The following is a 26447-nucleotide window of genomic DNA, read 5'->3' as shown; positions in this document are numbered from 1 at the left end:
TGACTAACTTTAAAAAAGTTTGGGTGGGGATAAAAAAGTGTTAGCTCTTGCAGTATTATTGTCTATTGTAGCATCTGCGTCCGTTTCATTTGTAATGCGAAAGTTGGGCGGCGGAAATCCAACAAATGATAACATCCGTGTCTTCGTCGAAAACAAAAAAAAGGAAATCGAGCGGCTGTTCGAGGAGCGCGGTCAGCGCTTAAATTCACTCTCAGCAAATCTTGAAACTCAGCAGGCTCAGGCTGTAGCGGCTGTCAAACGTCTTGACGGTCAAATAGAAGAATTTGACAAGGCCAGCTCCGAATTTGACAAGCAGTTTGAGGCCGTAGATACAATCAGTCAAAAAATAGACGCCTATGGCAAAGTCCTCTCTGAACTCATGGAAATGACTGAGAACGTCGAAGAGAACCTCATGAGGCTCAAAAAAGAGTCCGCCATCATCGAAAAACTCAATTCAAGGCTCAGCAGTCAGGAAAAGGCAGTCGACCGAATCGAAAACAAAATCCCCGAAATCAATTCTGCCTTCGAAAAACGAAACAACGAAAGCCTCAAGCTTATCGGAACAGAACTTCTCAATCAGTACAAGGAACAGGCTAAGTCCCTCGAAGAAGCTGCTAATGCGGCCGAGGCAAAGAGCCACGAACTTTTAAAGAATCTTGAAGATTCCATTCGCGAGGCATACCAGCAGGCTGCAAACCGCGCACAGACTCTGGAAGAAGCTTCATTCAATCAGCTGGCACAGGCTGCCGAAGCCCGCAAAAACTCAGTCCTCAAAACTCTCGGTGAGCAGGCTCAGAATCTTGCCGGTCAGATTGATTCTCAGATTCTTGCTTCTCAAAAAACAAGCGATGCCAAAATCACTGAGTTCGAGCAGGGAATCAATCAGAAAATCTCTACAATCACTTCTAATTTTGACAGCGAAGTCAACAAACTTGCCCAGGAGTCAAAGCAAAAGCTTACGGCCCTCACTGAAAACATCAACGGCGAAATCAGCAATTTTGAGCAGGACACAAAACAGAAAGTTTCTGCAATTACGGCAAATGTTGAAAACGATATTTCTGCAATCGATGCGGGAGTCAAGGAAAGGGCAAAGGCTCTCAATCAGCAGTTCACTCAGGGCAATGCGGAAATCCGTCAGATGCTGGGCGACGCTCTTTCTGCGGCAAAGGCTACGGCAAAGGAACTTGCGGCCGAAACAAGCGGAAACGGCAAAACTCTGGAATCTCTGCGGGCAAATCTCGGCAAGCAGATTCAGACCCTTCAGGAACGTTACGCCAAGCTTTATCAGAAGGCTATTGCAAATGCCGACGAAAAGGAATCTGCCGCTTACGAAAAATACCAGCAGATTTCAGACGAGCATCTTAATCTCTTTAAATCTCGCGTTGAAGAAAAAATCAACGGAATGCAGGGTGAAATCAATGAGCGCGTAACGAATTTCACCAGCGGAATCACTGAAAAACAGACCGAAGTTGAGTCAAAAGTTTCAGGTCTGGTCGAAAATGTCGAAAACCGCTTTACAAATTTCTCTACTGGAATCGAAAGCAAATTCAACGAGCTTGAGACAGGCGTTATTACAAAATTCAACGGTCTCACCCAGGGTGTCGAAGATCGGGTCACAGACTTGCAGCGTGACATGGTTACCAAAATCACCAACCTGCAGAACGAAGTCGACACAAAAGTCACCGATTTGCATGATTCTGTTGAGAACAGCGTCAACGAGATTCAGCGTGCAGTTAATGGAAGAGTTTCGAGTTTGCAGGGCGATGTTGATGTCCGCGTAACTAATTTCACCAACGATATTTTTGCCCGCCAGCAGGAAGTTGAAGATAAAGTTTCGGGCATGGCAGAAAGCGTTGAAAGCCGCCTTGCCAATCTTTCAGGCGGAATCGAAGGTAAATTCGAGGAATTGCAGTCTGGAGTCGTTTCAAAATTTGAAGGACTTGCACAGGGCGTCGAAACAAAGGTCAATGACTTGCAGCAGGAAGTTGTTTCAAAAATCACCGGCTTGCAGGGCGATGTTGACCAGAAAATCGAGTCAATCGAAAATTCAGTTCATGGTAAAATCGAAGAACTTAACGGTACTGTCGACGGCAAGGTAAATTCTCTTGTTCAGACGGTTGAAGACCGGGTCAACGGCCTTGATTACGATGTTGACGGCAAGGTTAACGAAATCGTCAGCGGAATCAACGAAAAGGTCGATTCTCTCCAGGGCCTTGTCGATTCAAAAGTTGACGGAATGGAAAACCGCGTAAACGAAAAAGTCTTCTCTCTTGAAAGTGCGGTCGATACAAAAATCAACGAGCTTGAGCAGAAGGTAAGCGATAAGGTCGCTGATCTTGATGATATCGTTGAATATAAAGTCAGCGGAATCGAAGAAAGCGTTACTCAGAAAGTTTCCGGCCTTGAGGGCGGTGTTGCACAGAAAGTCAATGACTTGCAGACGATTGTCGATTCAAAAGTCGGCGGCATGGAAACAGACGTTACTCAGCGCGTAAATAATTTGCAGAATATGGTAGATTCTGCCGTCTCTGGCCTTGAAAGCGGAGTCACCCAGAAGGTCAATGATTTGCAGTCAATGGTAGACACAAAGGTTTCTGGCCTTGAGGGCGGTGTTGCAGAAAAGGTCAACGACTTGCAGACAATGGTTGATTCAAAAGTTTCCGGTCTTGAAGAGGGCGTTACCCAGAAAGTCGAGAAATTGCAGGAAATCGTTGATTCAAAAGTCTCTGGCCTTGAAAACGGCGTTTCTCAGAAAGTCGGTGACTTGCAGTCAATGGTAGACTCAAAAGTTTCCGGTCTTGAAGGCGGCGTCACTCAGAAAGTCAATGACTTGCAGTCTATGGTTAATTCTACTGTTTCCGGCCTTGAAGACGGTGTCACTCAGAAAGTTAATGATTTGCAGACTATGGTTGATTCTACGGTTTCTGGTCTTGAAAACGGAGTTACCCAGAAAGTTGCAGATTTGCAGAATATCGTTGATTCAAAGGTCGCTGGTCTTGAATCCGGAGTTAACCAGCAGGTTACCAATTTGCAGTCAATGGTTGAGTCAAAAGTTGCCGGCCTCGACACTTCAGTTGCAGAAAAACTTGAAATCCTGCAGAACCTGGTCAACGGCAAGTCAACCAATCTTGAAGACGGCGTAATCGAAAAAATCACTGACCTGCAGCAGCGTGTTGAAAATTCAGTTTCAAGCCTCGAAGGTCAAGTTAACAACCGGGTCGTTGCCCTGCAGGACTTTGTTGAAGGCAGGGTCGGCGGTCTTGAAGGTGACGTAAAGGCAAAAGTCGACGAGCTCCAGGGAATCGTCCAGCAGAAAGTCGGCGGCCTGCAGAATATCGTAGAGTCAAAAGTCACTGTAATTGTCGATGGAGTTGCGCGAAAAGTTGCGGCTCTTGACGAAGAAGTTAATTCGAACGTTTCAAAACTGGACCAGGGCGTCGGTGAAAAGATGCAGCAGCTTCTTGATGCTGTTAACGGCAAGGTTTCTGAGATTCAGCAGAATGTCGTTGAGCAGGTTACTAATTTGCAGAACCGGGTTGATACAAAAGTCAACTCAATGCAGGAAGGCGTTCAGCAGATTGTCTCTGATTTGGAAGAGCAGGTTGATTCAAAAGTCAGCACCCTGCAGGAAAATGTTTCCGAAAAAGTTACTTTCCTTCAGGAAAATGTTGTTGATAAGGTCACTAATTTGCAGAGCGAGGTCATCGGAAAGGTCGAAAATCTTGAAAATGAGGTTGAGACCAGAATTTCTGCCCTCGAAAACAGTGTTGATACCCGCGTAACTGGCGCAAACGAAAAGGTTGAGACAACTCTGAGCGAAGTTAAGCGCAATCTTGAGGAATCAACGGAAGGTGCCAGCGAGGCTGCGGCTACAATCACAAAAACCGTTGCGGCTGCCACTGACCAGCTCAATTCTTTCAAATTGCAGTCTGACCAGCAGATTAAGTCAATCAACGAAATGCTCAAGGACATGCTTGAAAACATCGCGGCTTCTTACGATACCAAAAAATCAGAGCTTTTCACGGCTGTTGACCGTCAGCTCGAAGCCTATCAAAAGGAAATGCAGTACCGCTTTGACAAACTTGAGCAGACCGGTGCTGATTTCGATGCTCTTGAAGAAGAACTCAAGCAGGAACTTGCAAACACACAGAAGCGGGTTCTCGACGAATTCAATAAATTTACCGAGGAACAGGCTGTCCGCCACGGTCAGTTCCAGGATGCAATCCAGAAAGACTCAGAAATTGCGGAAGGCCGCCTGAACGAACTCGAAAGCTCGCTCAAAGTTCTTGAGGAATCGGCAAGTACAAACGTCAGCCAGGCCCTCAATGCCTTTGAAAAGAAATATGGCGAAGATTTGCGCCGACGAAGCGAAGAAATCGATGCCAATATTGATTCATGGCGCGAGAATTTCGATTCAAAAATGTCGATTTTGCAGTCTGACGAAGAAGAAAAACGCCGTCAGCTCGAAGTCAAATACGCCGAGGATTTGCGTACCCACACTACAAACCTCACTGAAAAGACACGCGAAACTCTTGAACGCTACGAGTCGATGATTAAAAAGACCAATGACGATTTGCAGGCTCAGATTATCGAAGTCGAGCAGAAAATGCATGACTTCCGTGAAAAGAACCGCTCTGATTTGGATGCCGCTACAACAAATTCGGATTCATACATCAAGGGCACACTCAAAACTTACGGCGAGCGACTCAACGAGCTCCTCACCAAATTTACTGATACAAACGAATCTAAAATCAAGGATTTGGAGCTGGACCTGCTCACCCGAAGCGAGGCAAACAAGGCCAACATCGATGCCATGGTCGGAGATTTCCGGGCATGGAGCACTCAGCTTAACAATCAGTTTGAGCAGTCAAAGGCTCTTTACGGCTCAAAATTCGAGAATATCAGCAAGTCAGCTGAGCAGGCTCTTACTGAACTCAAATCGAAATTCAATGCTGATTTCGAGGAATTCAAGCGTTCGGCAAATTCTGACCAGGAAGAAATCTCTGGAAATATCAGTCAGTTGAAGGACATGATTCAGAATTCTGTCGCTGGCTTCAAGGATGAATCAGAAAAACTGATTACCGACCAGCAGAAAGCATATCAGAAGATTCTTGCCGAAACCCAGGAGCGAATCAACTCACAGAATGCTGATTCCGCAAATGCAATCCGTGAGATTCAGACTCAGATTTCTCAGATGAAGGACAAGCTTGCTGAAAAGCAGGGCGAGACAATCATGCAGATGAACAATGCCGCCGATGCCCTTCAGAGCCGCTTCAGCGAAATCGACAGCCAGGTTAAGAATTTCGAAGCACGAATGCAGATTTATCAGAAAGCTGATGAATTGCAGGCCAGCCTCGAAAAGCAAATCGAAGGAATCAAGAGCGAGCTTGGCAGAATCGAAACATATCGTTCTGTCGTTAACGATCTTGAAAGTCAGTTCACCAATATCCAGAAAATCAACGGTGATATTGACCAGAAACTTGCCCGCTTTACGGCAGAAAAAGGTCAGATTGACTCAATCGAGCGTGATTTCAACCGTCTTGTTTCCCTCAGTGACAACATGGACCAGAAAATCAGTGAATTGCAGACAACGAACTCAGATTTGCAGTCTTTGCAGCTGACAGTCCGCAGCTTCCACGAGTCTCTGGATAAAATTTCCGGCCGCTGTGACAGCCTCGATAAGAAGCAGGCAATTCTGGAACAGATTTCCGGTGAAGTCGACAAAACATTTGATAACCTTAAGGATGTTGAAAGCCGTCTCGACAAAATCCAGAATCAGGCTGACAATCTTCCTTCAACAATCACAAGCATTCAGGCCCGCATCGATGAAATTACCGAAAATTCCGGCAAAATCAACGATGCCGTCGAGCAGATTACTTCCCTTCAGAAACTGCTTGAAGAGACCGAAAAGCGCACTGAGCAGGTTCAGAAGGCAAAAGAGGGAATCGTCAACACAGAAATCCGTCTCACAAATCTTTCTCAGGAAATCAACGAAAAGTTCGACATGCTTGAAAAGATTACAAAGACTGAAGTTGATGCTTCGATTGCTTCCGGCGGTACAACCGAAGTTGGAAATACCCGCCTTTCACCAAAAGACAAGGAAACAATCATTCAGCTTAAACGAATGGGCTGGAACGTCGATGAGATTGCAAAACGCCTCAAACGCAGCGTAGGCGAAGTTGAAATGGTAATCGAAATGGGGCTATAATTTTTCAAGAAGGCAGACCGACCAGACTTCTACGGCCCGGCTCTGGCCTACATCGCCAAGTTTCTCGCCGGTTTTGGCCTTTACGAAAATCTGATCTTTTGAAACTTCAAGAATATCTGCAATTGACTGACGAACCTGGTCACGGAAGGGCAGGAATTTGGGCTTTTCAAGGGCGATTACGCAGTCCAGGTTGCCAAGTGACCAGCCTGCTTTTTTTACATCCTGCCAGCATTTTTTGAGCAGCATCGCAGAGTCAGCGTCCTTCCACTGGGGATCCGAGGGCGGAAAATATGAGCCTATGTCGCCAAGACCTGCGGCTCCCAAAAGAGCGTCTGTGATTGCATGCAAAAGCACGTCACCATCTGAGTGGCCAGCCTCGCCTTTTTCATATGGAATTACTACTCCGCCTAAAATCAACTTGCGGCCTTCCGTGAGGACGTGCTTGTCGTAACCTAATCCAACTCGAATCATCTTAGTTTGTGAGTGATTTTAAATCTTCCGGGTAGGTGATTTTTTTGTTTTCCGGGTCGCCCAGAACGACTTTTACGCGGGAAAGAGACTCTCCGTTTTCGTTTTTGCGTTTGGCGGCAAATTCGTCCCAGATTTCAGTGTCGTCCGTGAAGACTTTTGTGCTTTCGGCTGCCTTTCGGTGAGCTTCAAGAATTGGTGTGAACTGGAAAACCTGTGGAGTCTGAACGGCTGTGAGGCTTGAGCGGACGAGATGCTTTGTGATAAAGCCGTTTTCGTCAATCTTTTTTTGTGTTTCAGTGGGCTGGAGGCCTGGAACTGAAGCACCGAATTCAAGGGCAGCGCGATATGTAAGTTCTACAGTTTCTGATTTTAGGAAAGGACGTGCTCCGTCGTGAATGAAGACCAGAGAGCAGTCCGGGTGCTTTTCTTCGATGGCTTCAAGGGCGTCATGAACTGATTCCTGACGGGTTTTGCCACCTGGTACAAAAATAAAATCTGCTTTGTAATTTTTAACGAAGTCGTCAGCGAACAAAGCTTCTCTGGACTTTTGCTCGCTGGCTTTTAGATCCTGGTCGTTGGAAGCGATTGGATAAGTAACAACTACTGTGCTGAAGTTGAGCGTGGACAGAAAAGCTTTTGCCGCACAAGAAAGTACCGTGCCGCCGTTCATGGCGAGGTATTCTTTTTTGATTTTTGAGCCAGTTTTGTCAAAACCGATTCGGGCAGAACTTCCTGCCGCAACAAGAATCAGCGCAAGTTCGTCGTTATTCGTCATCGTCACCTTCGTCTTCCATGTCATCGCCAGAATCAGACTCGTCTGAATCGTCATCATCATCAGAATCATCATTTTCTGATTCTTCTGAGTCGTTTATTTCATCGCCAAACTCGTCATCATCATCTTCGTCATCGTCGATAATTGGTGATTTTTTGGCAACAAGTGCTCCCAGCGGCTCCAGTTTGGCATGAAGCATGGCTTCAATTTCTTTGGATGGCTTGCCGAGGGCGAATGCGATTTCGTCTTCAAGAAGCTTTTTGGCATTGTCGTAAAGCTTGCGCTCCAAAATTGGCAGTTCCTTGACCTTTGAGCGGTGATAAAGACAGCGGACAATGCTTACGATATCGAAAATGCTTCCTTTTTTGAGCAAATCAAGGTTCATCTGGTAACGGAGCTTCCAGTCAGAAGTGACAGGTTCAATTGCTTCGCCAAGAATTTCGAGGGCCTTTTCTGCATCGGCTGCACAAACAATCGGACGAATTCCAATCATTGCTGCATTTGCAACCGGAATCATGACGATCATGTCGGAAACTTCAAGATAAATTTTGTAATATTTTACGGTATTTTCACCGACTTTCTTTTCGAAAATTTCTTTAATCTGACCGACACCCTGGCTTGGGTAAACAACACGCTGATCTACAGCGAATTCTACGATTTCTTCACTCATATTCATATATTATACCACCAATACTCTTAAAATTCAATCAAACAAGAAGGAACTTCATCGGCCATGAGCTGGCAGGCTTTTTCGCTCGGATGAAGATGGTCGCCTGAATCGCAGTCAGCGGCAAAGGATTCGCACTTTTTGGAATCGCGGACGGCCTTGTCAAAATCGATGCAGCCGTCAAAGTCTTTTGAAGTCCTGAGCCACTCATTGAATTCCTTTCGGACTTTCTCACGGTCTTCGTTGTAGGTTCGCCAGCCAAAAATCGGAAGCAGGGTTGCACTCCAGACCTTTAGGCCCATTTTTCTTGCTGGCTCGACGTAGATTTTTTTTACGCCGTCGATTAAATCCTGAACGGTCGGCATGTCGCTCCAGGGGCGGAATTTGTTGACTTCGACTCCGACCGGGTGGATTATGTCGTTGATTCCGTGGTGGATGATGATTCCGCTGGCTCCGGCGACCTTACTTTCGATTGGGAAGCGCTTTGAGCCCTTTAAGCCGTAAGCCTGATAGGTGATGCAGTCGTACTGGCGGAGGATTCTGGTTCCGCAGACGGCCCGGCGGATGATTGAGACATTACCGTTTCCATTTTTGAAAGCCCGCTCGCTCAGGAAATTCGGCCAGCTCAGGCAGGTGATTGAGTCTCCGTAGCAGATGAGGGCGTGATTTTTTTCTTCAGTAAAGACATCGATTGTGTTGAGGAAGTAAAAAATATTTGTGGACATTGAAAGGTCGTCCGGCAGTTCTTTTGACTCTGCCCAGTCACCGTAGGCAAAATATCCTTTTTCAAGATTTGTGAGAAGGGCTGTTCCGGCGTTCATCTGGGTAAAGCCTGCAAAATACATGCTGATTTCGACAGTGTCTCCGGCTGCCACTTCAATCGGAAGTTCGTCGCTTTCAATTTCCTTTCCGGCCGGGATTGTGAAAGATTTTGAGCTGTCTTTTGTGATGGCAAGAGGCTTGTATTCATTTGCCCCGCTTTTTGCACAGAAGGCTTTTGTGACTGTAACATCCTCGGTGCCAGTGAGGTTTGAAAACCTGAATCGGAGTTTTGAGCCCTTGAAGCAGATTTTTACCGGGTATCGCAAGGTGAGGTCTTTTGAATATGTGATTTCCGTTCGCCTGGTGATTGAAGTTGCGCTTCCCCAGCAGGCAACCCACTTTGAATATTTTGGATTATTAGCGGTCATGATTTACACCCTTCACAAAATTTGATTTGTTTTACTATTATAAAGATTTTTTTATGGGAAATAAAGGTTTATTTGATAAAGTTTGCGAAATATTCAAAAATATGCTTGCATTTTCAAAATAATTCCGATATAGTAGATTCCATTCTTAGGGGAGCAGAGGGCTCCCAATTTCTATGCGTGTCTACGCTTTTGTTTTCGCACAATAAAAATCCACTAACAGTACAGATTTTGCGATTCCCAAAGGCAAAGAACACGCCACAGGGGAACACAAATGGAAAATGAAGAACTTGACGGCACAGCTGTCATGAACGGAGAAGCTGTCTCTAATGCAGTTTCAGAGGAAGAGCCAAAATCGGCACTCGACAATTACATCGATAATTTAGACCGCGATTTTACTGACGAATCAGACGAGCCAGAGGAAGAAGACGACGGCGAAATTTCATTCGCTGACTTAGGTCTGGATGAAACAGTTCTTGCCGCAATCGAAAAGAAAGGCTTTAAGCATCCAAGTCCTATTCAGGTACTGGCAATCCCACGCCTTTTGAACGGAGACTCAAACATCATCGCTAAGGCCCGAACTGGTACAGGTAAAACAGCCGCATTCGGCTTGCCAATCGTTCAGCGCGTTCACGAAGAAAGCGACCATGTCCGCGCAGTCATTTTGGAGCCGACACGCGAGCTTGCAATCCAGACTTGTAACGAGCTTCAGACATTCACAAGCGGAAAATTCCCGCGAACTACAGTTTTGTACGGCGGTGCAAGCTACCGTGACCAGATCCGTGACTTAAAGCGCGGCTGTGAAATCGTAGTCGGAACACCTGGACGTATTCAGGATCACCTGGAGCGCGGAACTCTCAAGCTCGACCAGATTGACTACTTTATCCTCGACGAAGGCGACGAAATGCTCGACATGGGCTTCATCGACGACATCGAGCACATTTTCGAGCAGGCAAAACCTGACGCACGAATTCTTTTGTTCAGTGCGACAATGCCAAAACCAATCCTCCGCATTGCAGAGCAGTTTATGGGCGACTATGAAATCTGTGAGGAAGAGGGTTTTGTCGAAGAGCCGCTTTTGATTGAGCAGAAATACTGGTTTATCCGTGAAAGCGACAAAATTGAAGCTCTGGTCCGAATCATCGACATGAGCCCGAATTTCTACGGTCTTGTTTTCACACAGACAAAGAACGATGCGGACAACGTTACAAAAATGCTCGACGAAAAGGGCTATGATGTTGCGGCCTTGCACGGAGACATCCCACAGGGACAGCGAGAGAAGATTCTTGCCCGCTTCCGAAGCCGAAAAACCCGCGTTCTCGTTGCGACAGACGTTGCAGCCCGCGGTATCGACATCAACGGCCTTTCTCATGTAGTAAACTATTCCCTTCCATATGATGGAGCAACTTATATTCACCGAATCGGCCGAACAGGTCGTGCGGGAACAAGCGGAACGGCAATCACTTTCGTTCGACCAGAAGAGCGAAGAAAGCTTGAATTCCTCAAAAACACAGTCCGCAAGGCTGCAAAGGGCGAGCTCAACGAAGAAGAAGTTCCAAGCGTAAAGAAAGTTCTCGAAGTAAAACGCGAGCGAATGTTGGACACACTCAAAGTTCAGCTCGGACTTATGCGTGATCCTGCTGATGTAAAGGACGGAGTTGTCTACATCGGTGGCGGAAAGGCTCAGGTTGAGGGCGAAGACCTTGAAAAGCAGGATGATTTCGTTCCAGAGCTCAAATCAGTTGATGCAATCTACACAAAAATGGCGGCAGAACTTTGCGCCGGTCAGGATGCAGAGGCTGTTCTCGCTGGAATGCTAAGCGTAACTTACGGAAAATCACTCGACGAATCACACTACGGTGACATCACACCAATCCGACCAAAAGGCGACAGATTTGGTGACCGTGGCGGAAGAAGAGGCGAGCGTGGAATGGGCGGCCGTCGTGACCGATTCGAGGGCGAAGAGCGAAGCGACCAGAAGCGACTTTTCATCCAGCTTGGCCGCCGCGACGGATACAATGCCCGCGGAATCGCAGACTATTTCAGTGATTTGCTTCATATTCCGGGAAAACTTGTTGACCGCATCGACGTTTCAACAAACTTCTCTCTGGTAAGCCTGCCAATCGAAAGCGCGGACAAAGTTCTTGAGCTTTCAAAAATCGGACAGATTCCTCATGTTCACGTTGATTCAAAGAGCGGCGGGCGTGGCGGAAGAGACCGTGATTTCGATGATTTCGGTGGACGCGACCGTGGATTTGGCGGACGTCGTGACCGTGGCGGATTTGGCCGTGACAGAGACCGAGGATTCGGCAGAGACCGCGACCGTGGATTCGGTGGAAGAGACCGTGACCGCGGTTTTGGAAGAAAGACCCATGCTCAGACTGAGCGGACAGGAGCTTCTTCCTACAAAAAATCATCTCGGAAAGAGGAATTCTAGGAAGTGAAAAAATGGGGGAGACTTTCCCCCATTTTTTGTTTTATAATGACTCTGAGGACTATTGTGGCAGAAAAACTTTTGCGAATGGGAATCGATGTTGGTTCCACGACTGTTAAAATCTTAATTCTTGATACTGAAAAAAACGAAATTGTCTATAATCACTACGAGCGTCATCATGCGGAGCAGTGGAATACCTGTCAGCGTCTTTTGTGTGACGTTGCCGACAAATTTCCCGGCGCCCGCTTTAGAATCGCAATCTGCGGTTCAGGCGGAAAACCGATTTCGGATAAGATTGGCGCCCATTTCGTTCAGGAAGTCGTTGCAAATTCTTCTGCTGTCCGCGCGCTTTATCCTCAGAGCCGCACGGCAATCGAGCTTGGCGGTCAGGATGCCAAAATCATTTTCTTCTATAATGATGACGGTCGCCTTGTAACTTCTGACATGAGAATGAACGGAAGCTGTGCGGGCGGAACAGGAGCTTTTATCGACGAAATCGCCTCGCTGCTCAAAGTTCCGACCGAGCAGTTTGAAGGACTTGCGGCAGCAGGAAAGGAAGTTCATTCGATTTCCGGTCGCTGCGGTGTTTTTGCCAAAACTGACATTCAGTCCATGCTGAATCAGGGCGTTGCCCGCGAAGACATTGCCCTTTCGGCTTTTCATGCAATTGTAAAGCAGACTGTCGGTGGCCTTGCACAGGGCCTTGAGCTTAAACCGCCGATTATTTTTGAGGGCGGCCCCCTTACTTATGACCACACTCTCGTAAAGGCTTTCGCAGAAAAATTAAACCTTAAGCCAGAAGAAATTATCCGCCCGGAGCACCCGGAGACAATCGTTGCGCGGGGAGCTGCAATCGCTTTGGACGAACTTTTCCCCTGCGAAGAGGGTGAAGACGGAATTTTAATTGATGATGCAATCCACGCCCTCGATGGCGGAGTTGTTCGCGTTGAGCATGTCGGATCAAAAATCAAAAAGCCTTACTTTGAATCTGAAGAAGAATGCAGGGCCTGGAGACTGGCTCATAAATCCCCGGAACTTGCAAAAATTGACTTGAAAGCGGGTGACACTCTCAACGTTTACATCGGAATTGATGCCGGAAGTACGACCAGCAAAATGGTCTTGATGACCGAGGACGAAAAAGTCTTCGACCGTTACTATGCGAATAACCGGGGCGACCCGATCAATGTCGTTCGCCGTGGACTCATGGAACTTCATGCCAAATACGAGGCGATGGGCGTAAAACTCAACGTTCTCGGACTGGGCACGACAGGCTACGGTGAGCTTTTGATTGCAAAGGCTTACGGAGCAGACTATCACACAGTTGAGACAGTCGCACACGCAACCGCAGCCCGCCGCTTTGTTCCTGACGTAAGCTTTATTTTGGACATCGGTGGCCAGGACATGAAGGGAATCTGGGTTGCCGACGGAATCATCACGAACATTACGCTCAACGAAGCATGTTCTTCGGGTTGCGGCTCATTCCTTGAAAATTTCGCTTCTTCATTAAAGATTCCTACAGACAAAATTGCGGACGCGGCTTTCCGTTCAAAAAAGCCTGCTGACCTCGGAAGCCGATGTACGGTCTTCATGAACAGCACAATCATTACTGAGCAGAAAAACGGCTGCGGACCTGACGACATCATGGCTGGCCTTTGCCGTTCTATTATCGAAAACGTCTTTACAAAGGTCGTCCGCATTTCAAATACAAGCATACTCGGAAATAAAATCGTAGTTCAGGGCGGCACCTTTAAAAACGACGCCGTTCTCCGTTCTCTGGAGCAGTATCTCGGCGTGGACGTTCAGCGCGCTCCATACCCGGGCGAAATGGGCTGTATCGGTGCAGCACTTTTGACGAAAGAGAAGAGAGAAAATGCCGGGGTGTTGCGGGGTGTCCCCGCAGAGGGGGTAGCGGAAAACGGCGCTGGCGTTTGGAGCGAGGGGGAGACTTCCCCCATTCCAGCTTCAAACTTCATCGGATTTGACGCGCTCGAATCGCTTTCATATACACAGCGCGAAAACGTAATCTGCTCAAAGTGCGCGAACCACTGCTCACGAAGCCTGATTCAGTTCTCAAACGGCACGACCTACATCACCGGTAACCGCTGTGCGCGGGGCGAAGTTGTCCTGCCGGAAGAATTGAGCGACGAAGATAAAAATATCCGCCTTTCTGACGGAGACGAAGAGCAGGTTTCTGGACTTGGCGAGCCGGAAAAAACAAAGCCTGGCCTGATTCCTGAGTCAAAGACCCGCTATGTCCCGGACCTTTTTCTTATCCGCGAGCAGCTTCTTTTCAAAAAATGGGATTTCAAGCAGGTCTCAGAAAAGAAAAATATCACGATCGGTCTGCCTCGAACCCTGGAATTCTGGGATTCAATGCCTTTCTGGTCAACTTTCTTCCGTTCGCTGGGTTACGACGTAATTCTTTCCCACAAAAGCAACCGGGAAATGTTTGAAAACGGCATCCCTTTCGTTCCAAGCGACACAGTATGCTTCCCGGCCAAACTGGCTCACGGTCACATCCAGGATTTGGTTAAACAGTTCGAAAAAATCGAAGACAATTGTCGAATCTTTATGCCAATGGTCATGGAAATGCCTGCTACCGACAAGGCTAAGGCTTCAAATTATGTCTGTGCCGTCGTAAAGGGCTATCCGCTGATTATTTCCCACTCCGAAAATCCTGCGCGAAGGTGGAACGTGCCTTTTGACAACCCAATGTTCCACTGGTATTCGGAAAACGACCGCAAAAATCAGATCCTCAATTACTTTAGCTCAGCATACGGACTTGCAAAAAATGAAATCGAGGCCGCTTTTGAGCAGGGAGAAAATGCCCTTAATTCATTCCGGGCAAAAATGCGTGAGGAAGGTCAGAAAATCATCGACAAGGTGACAGAAGAAGGAAGTTTTGCCGTAGTTCTGGCCGGACGTCCTTATCACACGGATGCCCTCGTAAGCCACGACCTTTCGCGAGTCTTTACAAAGCAGTATATTCCTGTCCTTACGGTTGATTCCCTGCCGGAGCTCAACGACGTAAACCTGCGCTACACACGTGCTGAAGTTACGAACAACTTCCATACGCGAATGCTTTCGGGCGCTCTTCTTGCGGCAAAGTCACCGGTTCTCGAATATGTTCAGATTGTAAGCTTCGGCTGCGGTCATGACGCGATTCTTTCTGATGAAATTACCCGAATCATGACCGAAACCTCTCAGAAATCTCCGCTGATTCTCAAGCTTGACGAGGGCGGGGCGGCAAATTCACTGAATATCCGCGTAAAATCTTTCATTGAGACGATTACAGAAAGGCGGGCAAAAAAGGGAATCCTGCCGTTTAAGGATTTGGGCGACGCATACACTTCAAAATTCAGCAAGGAAGATTTGGAAATGCGCACCGTTCTGATTCCAAACGTCTCGGTCGCTTTCTGTAAGCTTCTTTCAGGCGTACTCCGCAAGCAGGGACTCAGGGCACTTCCTCTTTCACTGGGTGAAAACAGCCAGATTCAGGTGGGCAAAAAATACGTCCACAACGACACCTGCTTCCCGGCCCAGATGGTAATCGGCGAGGCAATTTCTGCCCTTCAAAGTGGAAAATATCCTCTCGACCGTGTTGCAATCGGCATGGCAAAATATCAGGGCGACTGCCGCCTTTCTCATTATTCGGCTCTGCTCCGTCGTGCGCTTGATGCGGCAGGCTTTAATCAGGTTCCAATCGTTTCGACTGACCCAGTTGACTCAAAGAACATGCATCCTGGATTCAGGCTGGGTGCCCTTTTCAATATCCGCTCCCTTTATGTCGTCACGATGATGGACATGCTGGAAGAATTGCGCCGTCAGATAAGGCCTTATGAGCTTAACAAGGGCGAGACAAATCGGGTTTTTGACCAAGTGATTGATGAAATTGCGGCTGGAATTGACAAGGGAATCCATGTGGCACTCAAAGCATTTAAGCGTGGAATCAAGAAATTCTGTCAGATTAAATATGACCGCTCAAATCCGCGACCGCGGGTTTTCGTGACCGGCGAATATCTCGTTACATTCCATCCGGGCTCAAATTTCCATGTCGAGCGATATCTTGAAGAGAATGGAATGGAAGTAATCCTGCCTCGAATGGCAAACGTATTCCGCAAGGATTTTTATGCCCGCGTTGTTGAGGCAAAAGATTTGAATGTCAAATTCAAGCCTGTGAACGCAATTTTCGACCGTGTGGCAGAAAAACTCTTTGCCCATGCAAACGCCGTCTGCGAAAAGGAAGCGGGCAAACATCCTCTCTTTGTAAAGGCAACTCCGCTCCCTCTTCTTGCAGCCGAAACCGACGAGATTATGAACCGAACCTTCCTTTCTGGTGAAGGCTGGTTAATTCCTGGTGAGATAAAGGAATACGCTCTTCGTGGCGTTCAGTCTTTCGTGATTTTGCAGCCTTTTGGATGCCTTCCGAACCACATTTGTGGCCGCGGAATCATGAAAAAGGTGAAGGAAGAATTCCCGGCCGTTCAGATTTTGCCTCTCGACCTTGACCCGGACACGAGTTTTGCCAACGTAGAAAACCGTCTGCAGATGCTGATTATGAACGAAAAATCGAGAAATTTATAAAAAGGAAATTTTATGATAAAAAAAGTTTTGAAATGGCTTCCGGCTCTTTTTGTTGCCTGTTGTAATATTTACCTTTCGAGTCAGGAACACATCAAGCAGATGCCGACTTTCTGGAATGCTGACAAGGCAGTGCATTTCTTTTGTTTTGCGGGATTTTCTTTTTGGGTTGCCTTTGCCTGCAACATCAAGTCTTACAAGATGACCTGGCTGCCCACGCTGATTATCAGTTTGTGGGCTGTGACCGATGAAATTCACCAGAGTTTTACGCCCGGCCGTGACGCTTCCGTTTTTGACTGGATTGCCGACACGACAGGCGCATTTTTGGGTGCCGTGATTTTTGTACTGCTCTTAACGAATGTTAAAGCCTTACTGGAACGCCGATTTTGTCCAAATCGCGTTTGATTCCGTCTACGGTGTAGCCCATTGAGTGAACCATGCTGGCGATGAGGGCTGCATCTGCCTTTCCCTCTGTGAGTACGTCAGCAAGGTGCTGGGGAGTTCCGCCGCCACCAGAAGCAATCACCGGAACGCTGACGTTTTCTGCAATCATTTTTGTGACTGTAAGCTCATAGCCCTGACGAACGCCGTCCGCATCGATTGAATTCAGGACGATTTCGCCTGCACCGAGGGAAACAGCTTTTTTTGCCCATTCAAGAGCATCCAAATCTGTTTTGACCCGGCCGCCGTTGATGTAAACGCGGTAGCCTGAAGGCATTTCGGCATCTTTTGCCGCATCCATTCCGAGGACGATGCACTGATTTCCGAAAATGCGGGCTCCATCGCGAATCAAATCAGGATTTTTGACAGCCTGAGAGTTGAGGCTGATTTTTTCTGCACCAGCAAGAATTGTCGAGCGGATGTCTTCGATTGTGCCGATTCCGCCGCCTACGCAGAAAGGAATGAAAACCTGCTCTGCAACGCGTGAAATCAGGTCGAGGATTGGGCCTCTTCCGCGGGCACTTGCCATGATGTCATAGAAAACAAGCTCATCAACGCCCTGCTCGTAATATTTTTTAGCCATCTCAACCGGGTCGCCGATGTCGATGTTGTTCTGAAATTTAACGCCTTTTGTAGTTCGTCCGTCCTTAACGTCGAGGCAGACGATTATTCGTTTTTTAAGCATAATTTTCTCTCATTTTTTATCCACAGATTCGCACAGATTAACACAGATGAAATACAAAATCTGTGTCTCATCTGTGTTAATCTGTGGATTTAATATAGTTCTCCAAAATCCTAAGTCCGGCTCTTCCGCTCTTTTCCGGGTGGAACTGGAATGCCGTGATGCTGCCGCTTGAAACGCAGGCCGGAACCTTGCATCCGTAGTCGGCGTAGGCCTTTACGATTGATGAATCACTTGGCTGAATCAGGTATGAATGTACGAAGTAGAAGTCGGATTTCGGGTCAACGCCATCGAAAAGGGGAGTAGAGCCGTTTACATATTCGAGGTTGTTCCAGCCCATGTGAGGAACTTTGAGGTTTGAAGCAATTTCTGAATCTTTCCACACGCTTTCAAAGTGGCGGATTGTGCCCTTGAGTAAGCCAAGACAGTCAACGTCGCCCTCTTCTGAATGCTCGAAGATAATCTGGCTGCCAAGGCAAATTCCAACCAGAGGTTTGCCTGCCTGTGCCCAATCGCGCAAGAAAGTGTCAAAACCTGTGAGTTTGAGCTGCTCCATGGCGTATTTTGCTTCACCAACACCAGGGAAAATCAGCCTGTCACACTTTTCTAAATCTGCCGGATTTTTTGAAAGCACATAATCAGCCTTCAAAAAGCCCAGCGCCCGCTCAACGCTCTTGATATTACCAGCGTTGTAATCAACGATTCCTACCATGCGAGAAAATGTAGCACAAAATTTGGAAAATAAAAAGAGCGCGAGAGAAAAAGAAACCTTTTTAAGGTTGCGTTTGCTCTCGTTTCTGCCGATAATCTTTTTATATGATGAATACACATGATTTTCTTCCTGTGATTAAGGCGGTTCTCTCAGACAAGCGCGTGATTATTACGGCTGTGATTGTGTTTGTCTTTATGGATTTGTGCGCGTACATTGTGCGTTACCGAAAAAAGCCAAAGGTCACTAAAGCTAAGAAAGTAATTGCCGCGCCCGCTCCTGCACCTGCAGAAAATTCCGACGAAGGTGGTGGAGACGATGCAGGTGGCGACGAGGAATAAGGGCAAGCAGATTTTTGCCTTTTTTCTTCTTTATAATATCCAGCCTGTCCTTCCAAAAGGTACCGCAGATTCTCAGCTTCTTTTCTGAAAAAAGTTGCGAGAGGATTTCTGCGGTGTCCTTTGCATCCCACACATTGATTCCAAAAATCCCCAGATTCCTTTTGTTGAAAAGTTCCGTAAGTTCGCCAGTGGCTTCCTGCCTGGTGTAAAGCCTGCGGTTTTTGCGGATAAAATTAAAGGCAAGTTCCGCATCCGGGGCTTTGTAGCTGATTTTTTGATTTTTCGCATTCACGTCACAGATGTCACAGCCTGAGCAGACGGTTTCTTCGCCTCCCAGATAGTCCAGAATCATCTGCCGGCGGCAAGTTTTGCTCAGGGCAAAGTCTCCCAGAGCTCGTTCCCGGCTCCCTTCCTCTGCCTGTCGCCAGCGCACAAAGTCCGCGTGATTCCAGATCAGCACGGAATTTACGTTCGCTCCGTTACGACCCGCGCGGCCGGCCTCCTGCACGAAGTTTTCAAGATGCTCGGGCGCGTCCAGGTGGATTACGCTTGCAATATCGGACTTATCGACGCCCATTCCGTAAGCACAGGTCGCCGTCAAAATTCCATCGGTTGAATTGAAAAACCATTCTTCAACGGCTCTTTTTTCTTCTCGGGTAAGGCCTGCATGATAGAAGCGGGTTTTTTCCCGACCGAAATATGACGAGCAGACATGGGCCATTTCCTCAGTGCGGCGGCGGCTTCCGCAGAAAATTATAAGGGGCTTTTTCATCGTGAGGGCAAGCTCAAGGGCCGCCTTTTTCTTGGCGTAGGCATAGCGGACGGCGTAGTGGATGTTGGCACGGTCGCTGGCTCCCCGCACAAGATGATAATTTCCGTCAAAAAGAATTTCGCCGATCCGGTCAAGGACAGGCTTGCTTGCGGTGGCGGTGAATGCCGTTATCAGCTTTACGCCCAGAGTTTTTATTACACGGCCAAGTTCAAGGTAGGAAGGGCGGAAGGAGTCGCCCCATTCAGAGACACAGTGGGCTTCATCAATCGAAATGTGAGAGATTTTGACTTTTGAAAGCCGTTCCAAAAGATTTTCGCCGCAGAGGACTTCCGGATTTGCGATGATTACTCGGGCAGGATTTTCCTTGTCTTCGAGGGCTGAAAAATTTTCCTCGCGCTCTTCGGCAGTCTGGCCGCCCTTAAAGACAACGCAGCGGATTCCGGCCTGCTCCATGCGGCGTTTCTGGTCGCTCATCAGGGCTAAAAGCGGATAAATTACGAGAGTCGCCCCTTCAAGAAGCAGGGCAGGCACCAGAAAGCACATGGACTTTCCAGCCCCGGTCGGAAGAAGGACAATCTGCCGGCCCCGGTATAAATCATCGTCGTCGTGGTTTTCAGAAAAATCTGAATCAGCCTGCAAAGCCGCCTCGCCGTCCATAATGTTTGCGATTACAATCCTCTGCCAGGGAAAAAGATAGCTGACATGAAAGCCAGCGCGGGCCGCCTGAACTGCCTTGTCCGCATCAAAAAGCTCGTCTGCACAGCCTTCAGCCACTCCTATCCCATCAAAGGAAACTTTCTCGTTTTCTGCCATAACTTTACTCCTACACATATATAGGAAAAATTTTTGCGTTTTCGGCAATGCAAAGGGAAAAAAAGTGAAAAATTTTGATTTTTTTTGGAATTTACTTGTCCAGAATCGTGATTTCTACCCGGCGGTTTTTGGCCTTGCCGGCTTCGGTGGCGTTTGAAGCGATTGGCACCCGTGCTCCGAATCCCTGGGTGAAGATGTGATACTTGTCCCTCAGACCGATTTTAATCATGTACTGGGCGACTGAATCCGCCCGCTCCTCACTGAGAATCTGGCAGCTTTCGGCACTTCCTGAAAGGGCTGTGTGGCCTGAAATCAGCAGGTCGTTGGGATAATTTTCGATGATTTTTGCAATCTTGTCGATTTTGGCTTTTTCGGAATCAAGGAGAAAGGCTGAGTTGGGCTTGAACTGGATGTTTTCAAGCGAAATTGTGAGGCCTTTTTCGCTCTTTGTAACGCTTACGTCCTGCAAATCCAGGTCCTTTACCTTTTCAAGAACCTGGGCAAGATTTTCGTCCGTGGCCGTGCGCTGAAAATCTGTTACCTCAGCGTGAGCCTTGCCGGTAAAGTCAAACTGATTTCCGAGATAGGTTTCCATGACGATGCGGAAATCTTCTGAATAATGGTCAATCTGGCCCTTTTCGTTGTCCCACCAGATTGTCTGATTTGAAAAGCCCATGGTCGTGACCGGGAAGTCGTCAATCATGCTTTCGGCGTTTTCTGGAATCGGACTTTCAAAGAAGAGGGAATATTTTACGCCAAGAACCTGAAATGTCTTTTTTTCATGCTTTGAGTCAGAAGAAACTCCTTCCTCGTCACGCAGATATGTGTATGAAGCTGTGAAAGGAACTTTGAAGGGCTCGTTGTTGGCAAAACTTCGCCGCAAATCGTGGGCTTCGTGACCGTTTGCAGTCCAGGTGTCGCCGGGTTTTACGGCTTTTTCCGGCAGAATCGGAACATCGCGCACGACAGGCATGAAATATTCCTTGCCGATTTCATAAATTCCCCGCTCGTCCCGCCAGTATTTGCTTTCGTATTCCTCGCCGTAAGTGAGGGCTCCGTTTGTGTCAGCTGATTTTGAATTTTCGAGGGTCACGAAAGTCGCTTCGTTCAGGCCCCGGCCGTCCTTGTCAATCGAGCTGATTCTGGCAGAAACGCGGTTTACGATTTCGGCTGTGTGATTTAGCTTGCCGTTGACTTTTACAGATTCGTTGACGGTGGAAAGAACGCGGTAATTGTCGCCTTCCTTGAATTTGAAGCGGAGAAATCTTTCGCCGGACTGTGATTGTGCAAAGCTTGAAAAAGCTGCTAAAAAGGAAAGAATTATAAATAATCTTCTCATAGAAATCTCCTTTCAGCAAAGGGCTAGGGATTGTAGCGGCTTGTTCGCGAAGCGAATGTAGCGATAGCGGAAACGCACTACAAATGATCCGCCAGCTCGTAGTTCCCGCCCAAAATCTGTTCACAGCGCTCTTTTGGCATCGGTTTGCCTTTCAAGAAGCCCTGAATGTTCTTACAGTTGATTTTTTTGAGGATGTCGAGCTGTTCCCGCTTTTCAACGCCCTCTGCAATCGTATCCAGCCCCATCTTCGTGACCATTGAAATGATTGAGTCCGTGATGTTTGCCTCGACGCCGCCCGCATCAGTAATGTTTGCGATGAAAGACTTGTCGATTTTGAGGGTTGTAATCGGAAGCATCTGCAGATAGCTCAAGCTTGAATAGCCTGTTCCGAAATCATCGAGGGAAAGACCGATTCCCAACTCGCGGATTTGCTTGAGCAGGTCAATCACTTCGTTTTTATTGTCAATGAAAACGCCTTCTGTGATTTCGATTTCGAGATTTTTGGTCGGAATGTTGTATTTTTTTACCAGCGAAATCAAATCGTAGAGGAAAGTCTGTTTTTTGAGCTGAACAGGGCTCACGTTGACGCTCATGATTCCGTCAAAGCCAAAGTCTTCAATCCATTCTTTGAGAGTTTTGATAGCTCTTTCTAAAATCCAATCGCCAAGAGGAATGACAAGCCGTGTTTCTTCTGCAATCGGAATGAACTGTTCCGGGCTGATCCAGCCTGTGTCCTCGTCGTACCAGCGCAGCAATGCCTCGAAGCCTCGCAATTTATTTGTTGCCACGTCAAACTGAGGCTGATAGTAAAGCTGGAAAAGATTTTCGTTTACGGCCGTGTTCAATTTTGTCTGAATGGCGATTTTTTCCATGAAACGCTCGCGCATTATGCTCTGGAAGAAGCAGACGTCGTTCTTTCCCTTGCGTTTTGCCTCGAACATAGCCATGTCGGCGTATTTTAAAAGGTCGCTGTAATTGTCTCCGTCGTCCGGACAGATTGCAATGCCGCCCGAAAAGTCAATTCCCTCTTCGTTCATGACTTCAAGAAGGAGGTCGCCTGCGTTCAGAATCGTGTCCTGTGAAATGATGTTGCGCATCATCACGATAAATTCATCGCCGCCGTATCTGTAGACCCGAAGGTCGTCTTTTTTAAAACGTTTTAGTATTTCAGCCGCGTGACAGATTATCTCGTCGCCCTCACCGTGCCCCTGGGCGTCGTTAATCAGCTTCATGTTGTCCAAATCCAGAAGAATCAGGCCGAATTTCTCATTTTTTGCCTTGGAATGTTCCAGCCAGTGCTCAAAATCCATCTTGAATTTCTGGCGGTTGCACAAATTCGTCATTCCGTCGTGATAGGCCATGTGCTCAAGCTGCTCGTTGAGGAAGGTGATGTTCTCAAGTTTGCTTTTTAATTCTTCTCGTGAGCTGGAAAGTTCGTCCGTGAGGGCTGCAAGGCGGAGGTTCTGCCTCAAAAGCTGCTGTTCCCTTTCCTTGTCCTTGCTGACGTTTACAATTGCGATGATGATGAAGCCGTTCTTGGTTGAGCTCATGTTGATTCGGAGCCAGGCTGAGCAGATTGTTGAATAGAAGGTTGTTTCCTGAAGTTCGCCGGTTTCGGTGCAGGCGCAGGCCATTTTGTACCATTCAACTTCTTTGGAAAGGCGCTCGACACATTGTTCCGTGGTGAATCCAACCTGAACTAAATCGCCGTAAGTTTTTACGAAAGTTTCGTTTACGAAGTGGACTGAGAATGAAGTCTTGAAGTCTGATTCGGTCGGAATCTTTTTGGAACTGTTTTCTTCAGAGAAATCCCCCTCATTTGATATTAATACAACTACGGGTGTTGATGTATTTTCGAGAACTTCTTTGTAGTCCCTATCCTTCATAAACGGCCTCTTTTTTAACTTTGGAATTTTTAGACGGTATTCCAATAACAATTATCGGCAGAATTCCTCTAAAAGTCCAAAATTATCGTGCAAAATGTTTGAAATAATCCTAATTTAAGTTATAATTAAACAAAAGGCTTTTTTGAAAATGGAGGCACTATGAAAAATTGTAATTCTAGAATTCCGAAAATACTTGTTCTTCTGTTCAGCGTAATGTTTCTTTTCTTTTCATGTTCGGATATTTTTTCAACCCGCGAAGAAACCGGTTCAGTCACATTCAGTCTGAGCCCGGAGCTTATTAAAGCCGTAGCTAATGCCTGCCGTGCTGCTGAGAACGACATTGCCCCTAGCGATGAACCCACTGTCACAGAGCAAGAAGGTGAAAAGAAAGACGGCAAATACAAATTGGAGATTGAGATTGGTGGAAAAGGCTATAACAAGTCTGATTTCAGAAGTGCTGACGACTTGAAAAAGCTGGAAGGCGAAGTTTTTCATTTTGATAAAATTCCTGTCGGTACAAAAATTCAGGCAGAAGCAAAGATTATAGTTGGTGAAGATCATCTCCAGTGGACTGTCATGAAAGGCAAGTCGGAAGAAAAAATAATTGAAGCCGGTGAGAACACGCTTTCATTCAATTTGCATCAGCTCGCAATGTGTAATGTTTACAATAATATTGATTCGGTTGAAACTCTTAGCGATATTGAGCGCATTTCCGTTTATGCCCTTCCAAGTGATTCTAAAGAGGCAACGGAAATTCTTGAACTTGTTGCTGCAGATACAGAATTGAACGATTTGAAGATAAAATCAAAACTTGAAAGCTACAAAGATATGCTCGTCGGAGATTATCACAATGACGCTGGTTCTGAATTGTCTCAATATTTTGCAGACGGATATGAACTTAAAGATGGCGGCGAATATTACTTCCTCAGCCTTGTTTACATCAAAAACGGTCCTGTTTATCTCGGTCAACCAGCAGCTACAGAAGAAGCTGTCACAAAAATTTCTTTCAATGGAATTAATTACATTACACTTTCTCTTACGGAAATTTTTTCAAATACTGAAAAAACCGTTTCTGTATCTGTAACATTAGACCTTAGTTCAGATCTTATCAGATCTGTGTCTAAAGCCTGCCCCGCGACTAATGATGGAGCCGACTCAAGTGAAGAAAACGCTGCCACTGAGCAGACTCAAGCCAAATACAAAGTTGAGATTGAGATTAATGGTGACTATAGAGCCTCTGATTTCAGAAGGGCTGATGATTTGGAAAAGCTAGATGGAAGAGTTTTCTGTTTTGATAATATTCCTGTTGGTTCAAAAATTTTTGCAGAAGCAAAAATTATTTTTGGTGAAGGTCATCTCCAGTGGACTGTTATAAAAGGTGAATCGAAAGAATTAACAGTCGAGAGCGGTGAAAACACACTTTTATTAAATTTGTATCAACTTGCTATGTGTAATATTTACAATAATACAGAATCAGTCGAACCTCTCAGCGATATTGAGCGCATTTCTGTTTATGCCCTTCCATGCGATTCTAGCGAGGCAACGGATATTCTTAAACTTGTTGCTATAGATAGTGAATTGAATGACTTTAGGATAAAATCAAAACTCGAAAGTTGCAAAGATATGCTCGTTGGGGATTATTACAAAGACGGTGATTCTGAATTGTCTCAATATTTTACGGGTAGCTATGAACTAAAAGATGGTGGTGAATATTACTTCCTCAGTCTTGTTTACATCAAGAAAGGTCCTGTCTATCTCGGTCATCCAGCATTTGAGGGCACAGATCCAGAACTTGCAGAAAAGGCTGTCACAAAGATTTCTTTCGATGAAATTAATTACATCTATCTTTCTCTCATGGAGATGCACCTTGAAAGTGAAGAGGTTGAAATCCGATTCCGATTCTGGGATGATGAAAAACAAGATTACGTAAAATTAGAGAAGTTCTCGGATCAGACAATGACGAACGATGATGACTTTGATGAAGAGTTTGACGAATTGGCAAAAACAGCTGTTGAACTTGGTTACACAATCAACGAAGATAAATCGGGCGAGATTGAATATGATGAAAAGGATGGAAAATACGTCATTTACGTCTATTTTGATAAAGATATTATTGAGGAATTGTTCTCGCTAAAAGGTACTGCGGTAGATACTGCAAAATATCCAGGTAGCTTCAAATTCGCGATTTACTCAAATTTAACATACGACATTACCTATAATTCAGACAGCATCAAAGATAAGATAGTTTCAAAAGGAACTATTTCAATTGCAGAGGATGATAGCAAACTTCCTTCTTCGATTATTAACTTCTCTATTACCGAAAAAGAATATTTTGCTTTCAAAGATATGTCATCAGATGTTTTGGAGACAGTAAAAGAGCCAAAAGAAAAGACCGTTGATTTGACAAACGGAAGCTTTGAATTTACTGGTGCATCAGGCGCAGTTATTAAATTCACAATTATGGATGAGCCAAAGATTGTTGAGCTTGAGCTTACAGATGGCGAAAAAAAAATTACTGCAGCAACACTCGCTCTAGGTGAAATTAAAAAAATTAAAGCTACACTCAAATATTCAGATGGAACAACGAAAGCAGCGACAATTTCGGAAGTTGTTAGCTCTAACAACAAGGTTGTGAAAGCAGGAGTTGTAGACGGCGCAGTTGCTCTCGAAGGTTTGGCTGTATCTACGGATGAAGAAATAGTAGTTAAGGTTTATTGTGAGGAAAATCCTGAGTTGACTGCTATTTGTAAAGTAACCGTTGAGGCGACAAGCACTTCAAGCGGAATTAAAGTCACGCTTGCGGAGTTTGACACAACAGATTTGGGTGCTAACTTCACAATGTCCGAAGAAACTGGTGCTGATGGCTCAATCACTTTGACTGCAACGCCAGAGGAAGTTGTATCAGGCTATTTATATCAGTGGTGGATTGATGGAAATCCTGTAGACGGTGCAACTACAATGTCATACAAATGGACAGCTGGAATGCTTGAAAATCTCGGAACTGGAGTCCACGATGTTATGCTTCAAATAACTGTTACTACAGATGCAGGCACTGAAACTTACTCAGCAACAACAACATTTACACTTACAGCGGAGTAAACAGAACCGCAAACAAAAAAAAACACCAGGCCATAGATTAAAAGG

General features: G+C 46.3%; 14 protein-coding genes. 5 read left to right on the top strand and 9 right to left on the bottom strand.

What is annotated here, in order from left to right; all coding sequences use genetic code 11:
• Nucleotides 1-37: 37 nt before the first annotated feature.
• On the top strand, nt 38-6208 hold the full coding sequence (locus tag HNP76_RS00855) for a SpiroCoCo family coiled-coil protein (protein WP_375781881.1): 6171 nt from the start codon (nt 38-40) through the stop codon (nt 6206-6208).
• Here the strand turns inward: HNP76_RS00855 and ispF are convergent.
• The 4 genes from ispF to HNP76_RS00835 are packed head-to-tail and all read right to left on the bottom strand — an operon-like array spanning nt 6203 to nt 9308.
• The gene (gene ispF / locus HNP76_RS00850; RefSeq protein ID WP_184656500.1) at nt 6203-6679 is read right to left on the bottom strand and encodes a 2-C-methyl-D-erythritol 2,4-cyclodiphosphate synthase; all 477 of its coding nucleotides are present in this window, start codon (nt 6677-6679) and stop codon (nt 6203-6205) included. The two genes, HNP76_RS00855 and ispF, sit on opposite strands and share 6 nt — an antisense overlap.
• Before the next feature lies 1 nt (nt 6680).
• Nucleotides 6681-7526 (bottom strand): IspD/TarI family cytidylyltransferase, encoded by an 846-nt coding sequence (locus HNP76_RS00845; protein WP_184656498.1) that lies wholly within the window; start codon nt 7524-7526, stop codon nt 6681-6683.
• Entirely contained in the window at nt 7444-8121 is a 678-nt protein-coding gene (locus HNP76_RS00840; protein ID WP_184656496.1) for a CarD family transcriptional regulator, read from the bottom strand. Before HNP76_RS00840 ends, HNP76_RS00845 begins: the two co-directional genes overlap by 83 nt.
• Nucleotides 8122-8147: 26 nt before the next feature.
• Nucleotides 8148-9308, bottom strand: a complete 1161-nt coding sequence (locus HNP76_RS00835; protein WP_184656494.1) for a GDSL-type esterase/lipase family protein — start codon at nt 9306-9308, stop codon at nt 8148-8150.
• A 271-nt stretch (nt 9309-9579) separates the two neighbouring features.
• Between HNP76_RS00835 and HNP76_RS00830 the strand changes: the two genes are divergently transcribed.
• From HNP76_RS00830 to HNP76_RS00820, 3 genes are all read left to right on the top strand, one after another.
• On the top strand, nt 9580-11742 hold the full coding sequence (locus HNP76_RS00830; protein WP_184656492.1) for a DEAD/DEAH box helicase: 2163 nt from the start codon (nt 9580-9582) through the stop codon (nt 11740-11742).
• 63 nt (nt 11743-11805) lie between these two features.
• The gene (locus HNP76_RS00825) at nt 11806-16323 is read left to right on the top strand and encodes an acyl-CoA dehydratase activase (protein ID WP_311732993.1); all 4518 of its coding nucleotides are present in this window, start codon (nt 11806-11808) and stop codon (nt 16321-16323) included.
• 12 nt (nt 16324-16335) lie between these two features.
• Nucleotides 16336-16725 (top strand): VanZ family protein, encoded by a 390-nt coding sequence (locus tag HNP76_RS00820; protein ID WP_184656489.1) that lies wholly within the window; start codon nt 16336-16338, stop codon nt 16723-16725.
• On the opposite strand, the gene hisF is transcribed toward HNP76_RS00820, so the two are convergent.
• From hisF to HNP76_RS00795, 5 genes are all read right to left on the bottom strand, one after another.
• The gene (gene hisF, locus HNP76_RS00815; RefSeq protein WP_184656487.1) at nt 16682-17446 is read right to left on the bottom strand and encodes an imidazole glycerol phosphate synthase subunit HisF; all 765 of its coding nucleotides are present in this window, start codon (nt 17444-17446) and stop codon (nt 16682-16684) included. The two genes, HNP76_RS00820 and hisF, sit on opposite strands and share 44 nt — an antisense overlap.
• 76 nt (nt 17447-17522) lie before the next feature.
• Nucleotides 17523-18155, bottom strand: coding sequence for an imidazole glycerol phosphate synthase subunit HisH (gene hisH / locus HNP76_RS00810; protein WP_184656485.1), 633 nt, complete (start codon nt 18153-18155; stop codon nt 17523-17525).
• A gap of 249 nt (nt 18156-18404) precedes the next feature.
• Nucleotides 18405-20078 carry a RecQ family ATP-dependent DNA helicase gene (locus tag HNP76_RS00805; protein WP_184656483.1) on the bottom strand — a complete coding sequence of 558 codons (1674 nt, stop codon included), beginning with the start codon at nt 20076-20078 and terminating at the stop codon, nt 18405-18407.
• A gap of 91 nt (nt 20079-20169) precedes the next feature.
• Nucleotides 20170-21417: an OmpA family protein gene (locus HNP76_RS00800; protein WP_184656481.1), complete on the bottom strand. Its 1248-nt coding sequence runs from the start codon at nt 21415-21417 to the stop codon at nt 20170-20172.
• A 77-nt stretch (nt 21418-21494) separates the two neighbouring features.
• Nucleotides 21495-23303, bottom strand: a complete 1809-nt coding sequence (locus tag HNP76_RS00795; RefSeq protein ID WP_184656479.1) for a putative bifunctional diguanylate cyclase/phosphodiesterase — start codon at nt 23301-23303, stop codon at nt 21495-21497.
• A gap of 159 nt (nt 23304-23462) precedes the next feature.
• On the opposite strand from HNP76_RS00795, the gene HNP76_RS00790 reads away from it, so the two are divergent.
• Entirely contained in the window at nt 23463-26402 is a 2940-nt protein-coding gene (locus tag HNP76_RS00790) for a hypothetical protein (protein WP_184656477.1), read from the top strand.
• Nucleotides 26403-26447 lie beyond the last annotated feature (45 nt).

The organism is Treponema ruminis (assembly GCF_014201975.1).
In the GTDB taxonomy this organism is placed as follows: Bacteria; Spirochaetota; Spirochaetia; order Treponematales; family Treponemataceae; genus Treponema_D; species Treponema_D ruminis.
This window is presented reverse-complemented; position numbering and strand designations above follow the sequence as displayed.

What these genes read in the sequence shown, in the direction of transcription:
- ispF (WP_184656500.1), bottom strand. Translation starts at nt 6,679, where the DNA reads ATGATTCGAGTTGGATTAGGTTACGACAAGCACGTCCTCACGGAAGGC.
- HNP76_RS00845 (WP_184656498.1), bottom strand. Translation starts at nt 7,526, where the DNA reads ATGATGATTCTGATGATGATGACGATTCAGACGAGTCTGATTCTGGCG.
- HNP76_RS00840 (WP_184656496.1), bottom strand. Translation starts at nt 8,121, where the DNA reads ATGAGTGAAGAAATCGTAGAATTCGCTGTAGATCAGCGTGTTGTTTAC.
- HNP76_RS00835 (WP_184656494.1), bottom strand. Translation starts at nt 9,308, where the DNA reads ATGACCGCTAATAATCCAAAATATTCAAAGTGGGTTGCCTGCTGGGGA.
- HNP76_RS00830 (WP_184656492.1), top strand. Translation starts at nt 9,580, where the DNA reads ATGGAAAATGAAGAACTTGACGGCACAGCTGTCATGAACGGAGAAGCT.
- HNP76_RS00820 (WP_184656489.1), top strand. Translation starts at nt 16,336, where the DNA reads ATGATAAAAAAAGTTTTGAAATGGCTTCCGGCTCTTTTTGTTGCCTGT.
- hisF (WP_184656487.1), bottom strand. Translation starts at nt 17,446, where the DNA reads ATGCTTAAAAAACGAATAATCGTCTGCCTCGACGTTAAGGACGGACGA.
- hisH (WP_184656485.1), bottom strand. Translation starts at nt 18,155, where the DNA reads ATGGTAGGAATCGTTGATTACAACGCTGGTAATATCAAGAGCGTTGAG.
- HNP76_RS00805 (WP_184656483.1), bottom strand. Translation starts at nt 20,078, where the DNA reads ATGGCAGAAAACGAGAAAGTTTCCTTTGATGGGATAGGAGTGGCTGAA.
- HNP76_RS00800 (WP_184656481.1), bottom strand. Translation starts at nt 21,417, where the DNA reads ATGAGAAGATTATTTATAATTCTTTCCTTTTTAGCAGCTTTTTCAAGC.
- HNP76_RS00795 (WP_184656479.1), bottom strand. Translation starts at nt 23,303, where the DNA reads ATGAAGGATAGGGACTACAAAGAAGTTCTCGAAAATACATCAACACCC.
- HNP76_RS00790 (WP_184656477.1), top strand. Translation starts at nt 23,463, where the DNA reads ATGAAAAATTGTAATTCTAGAATTCCGAAAATACTTGTTCTTCTGTTC.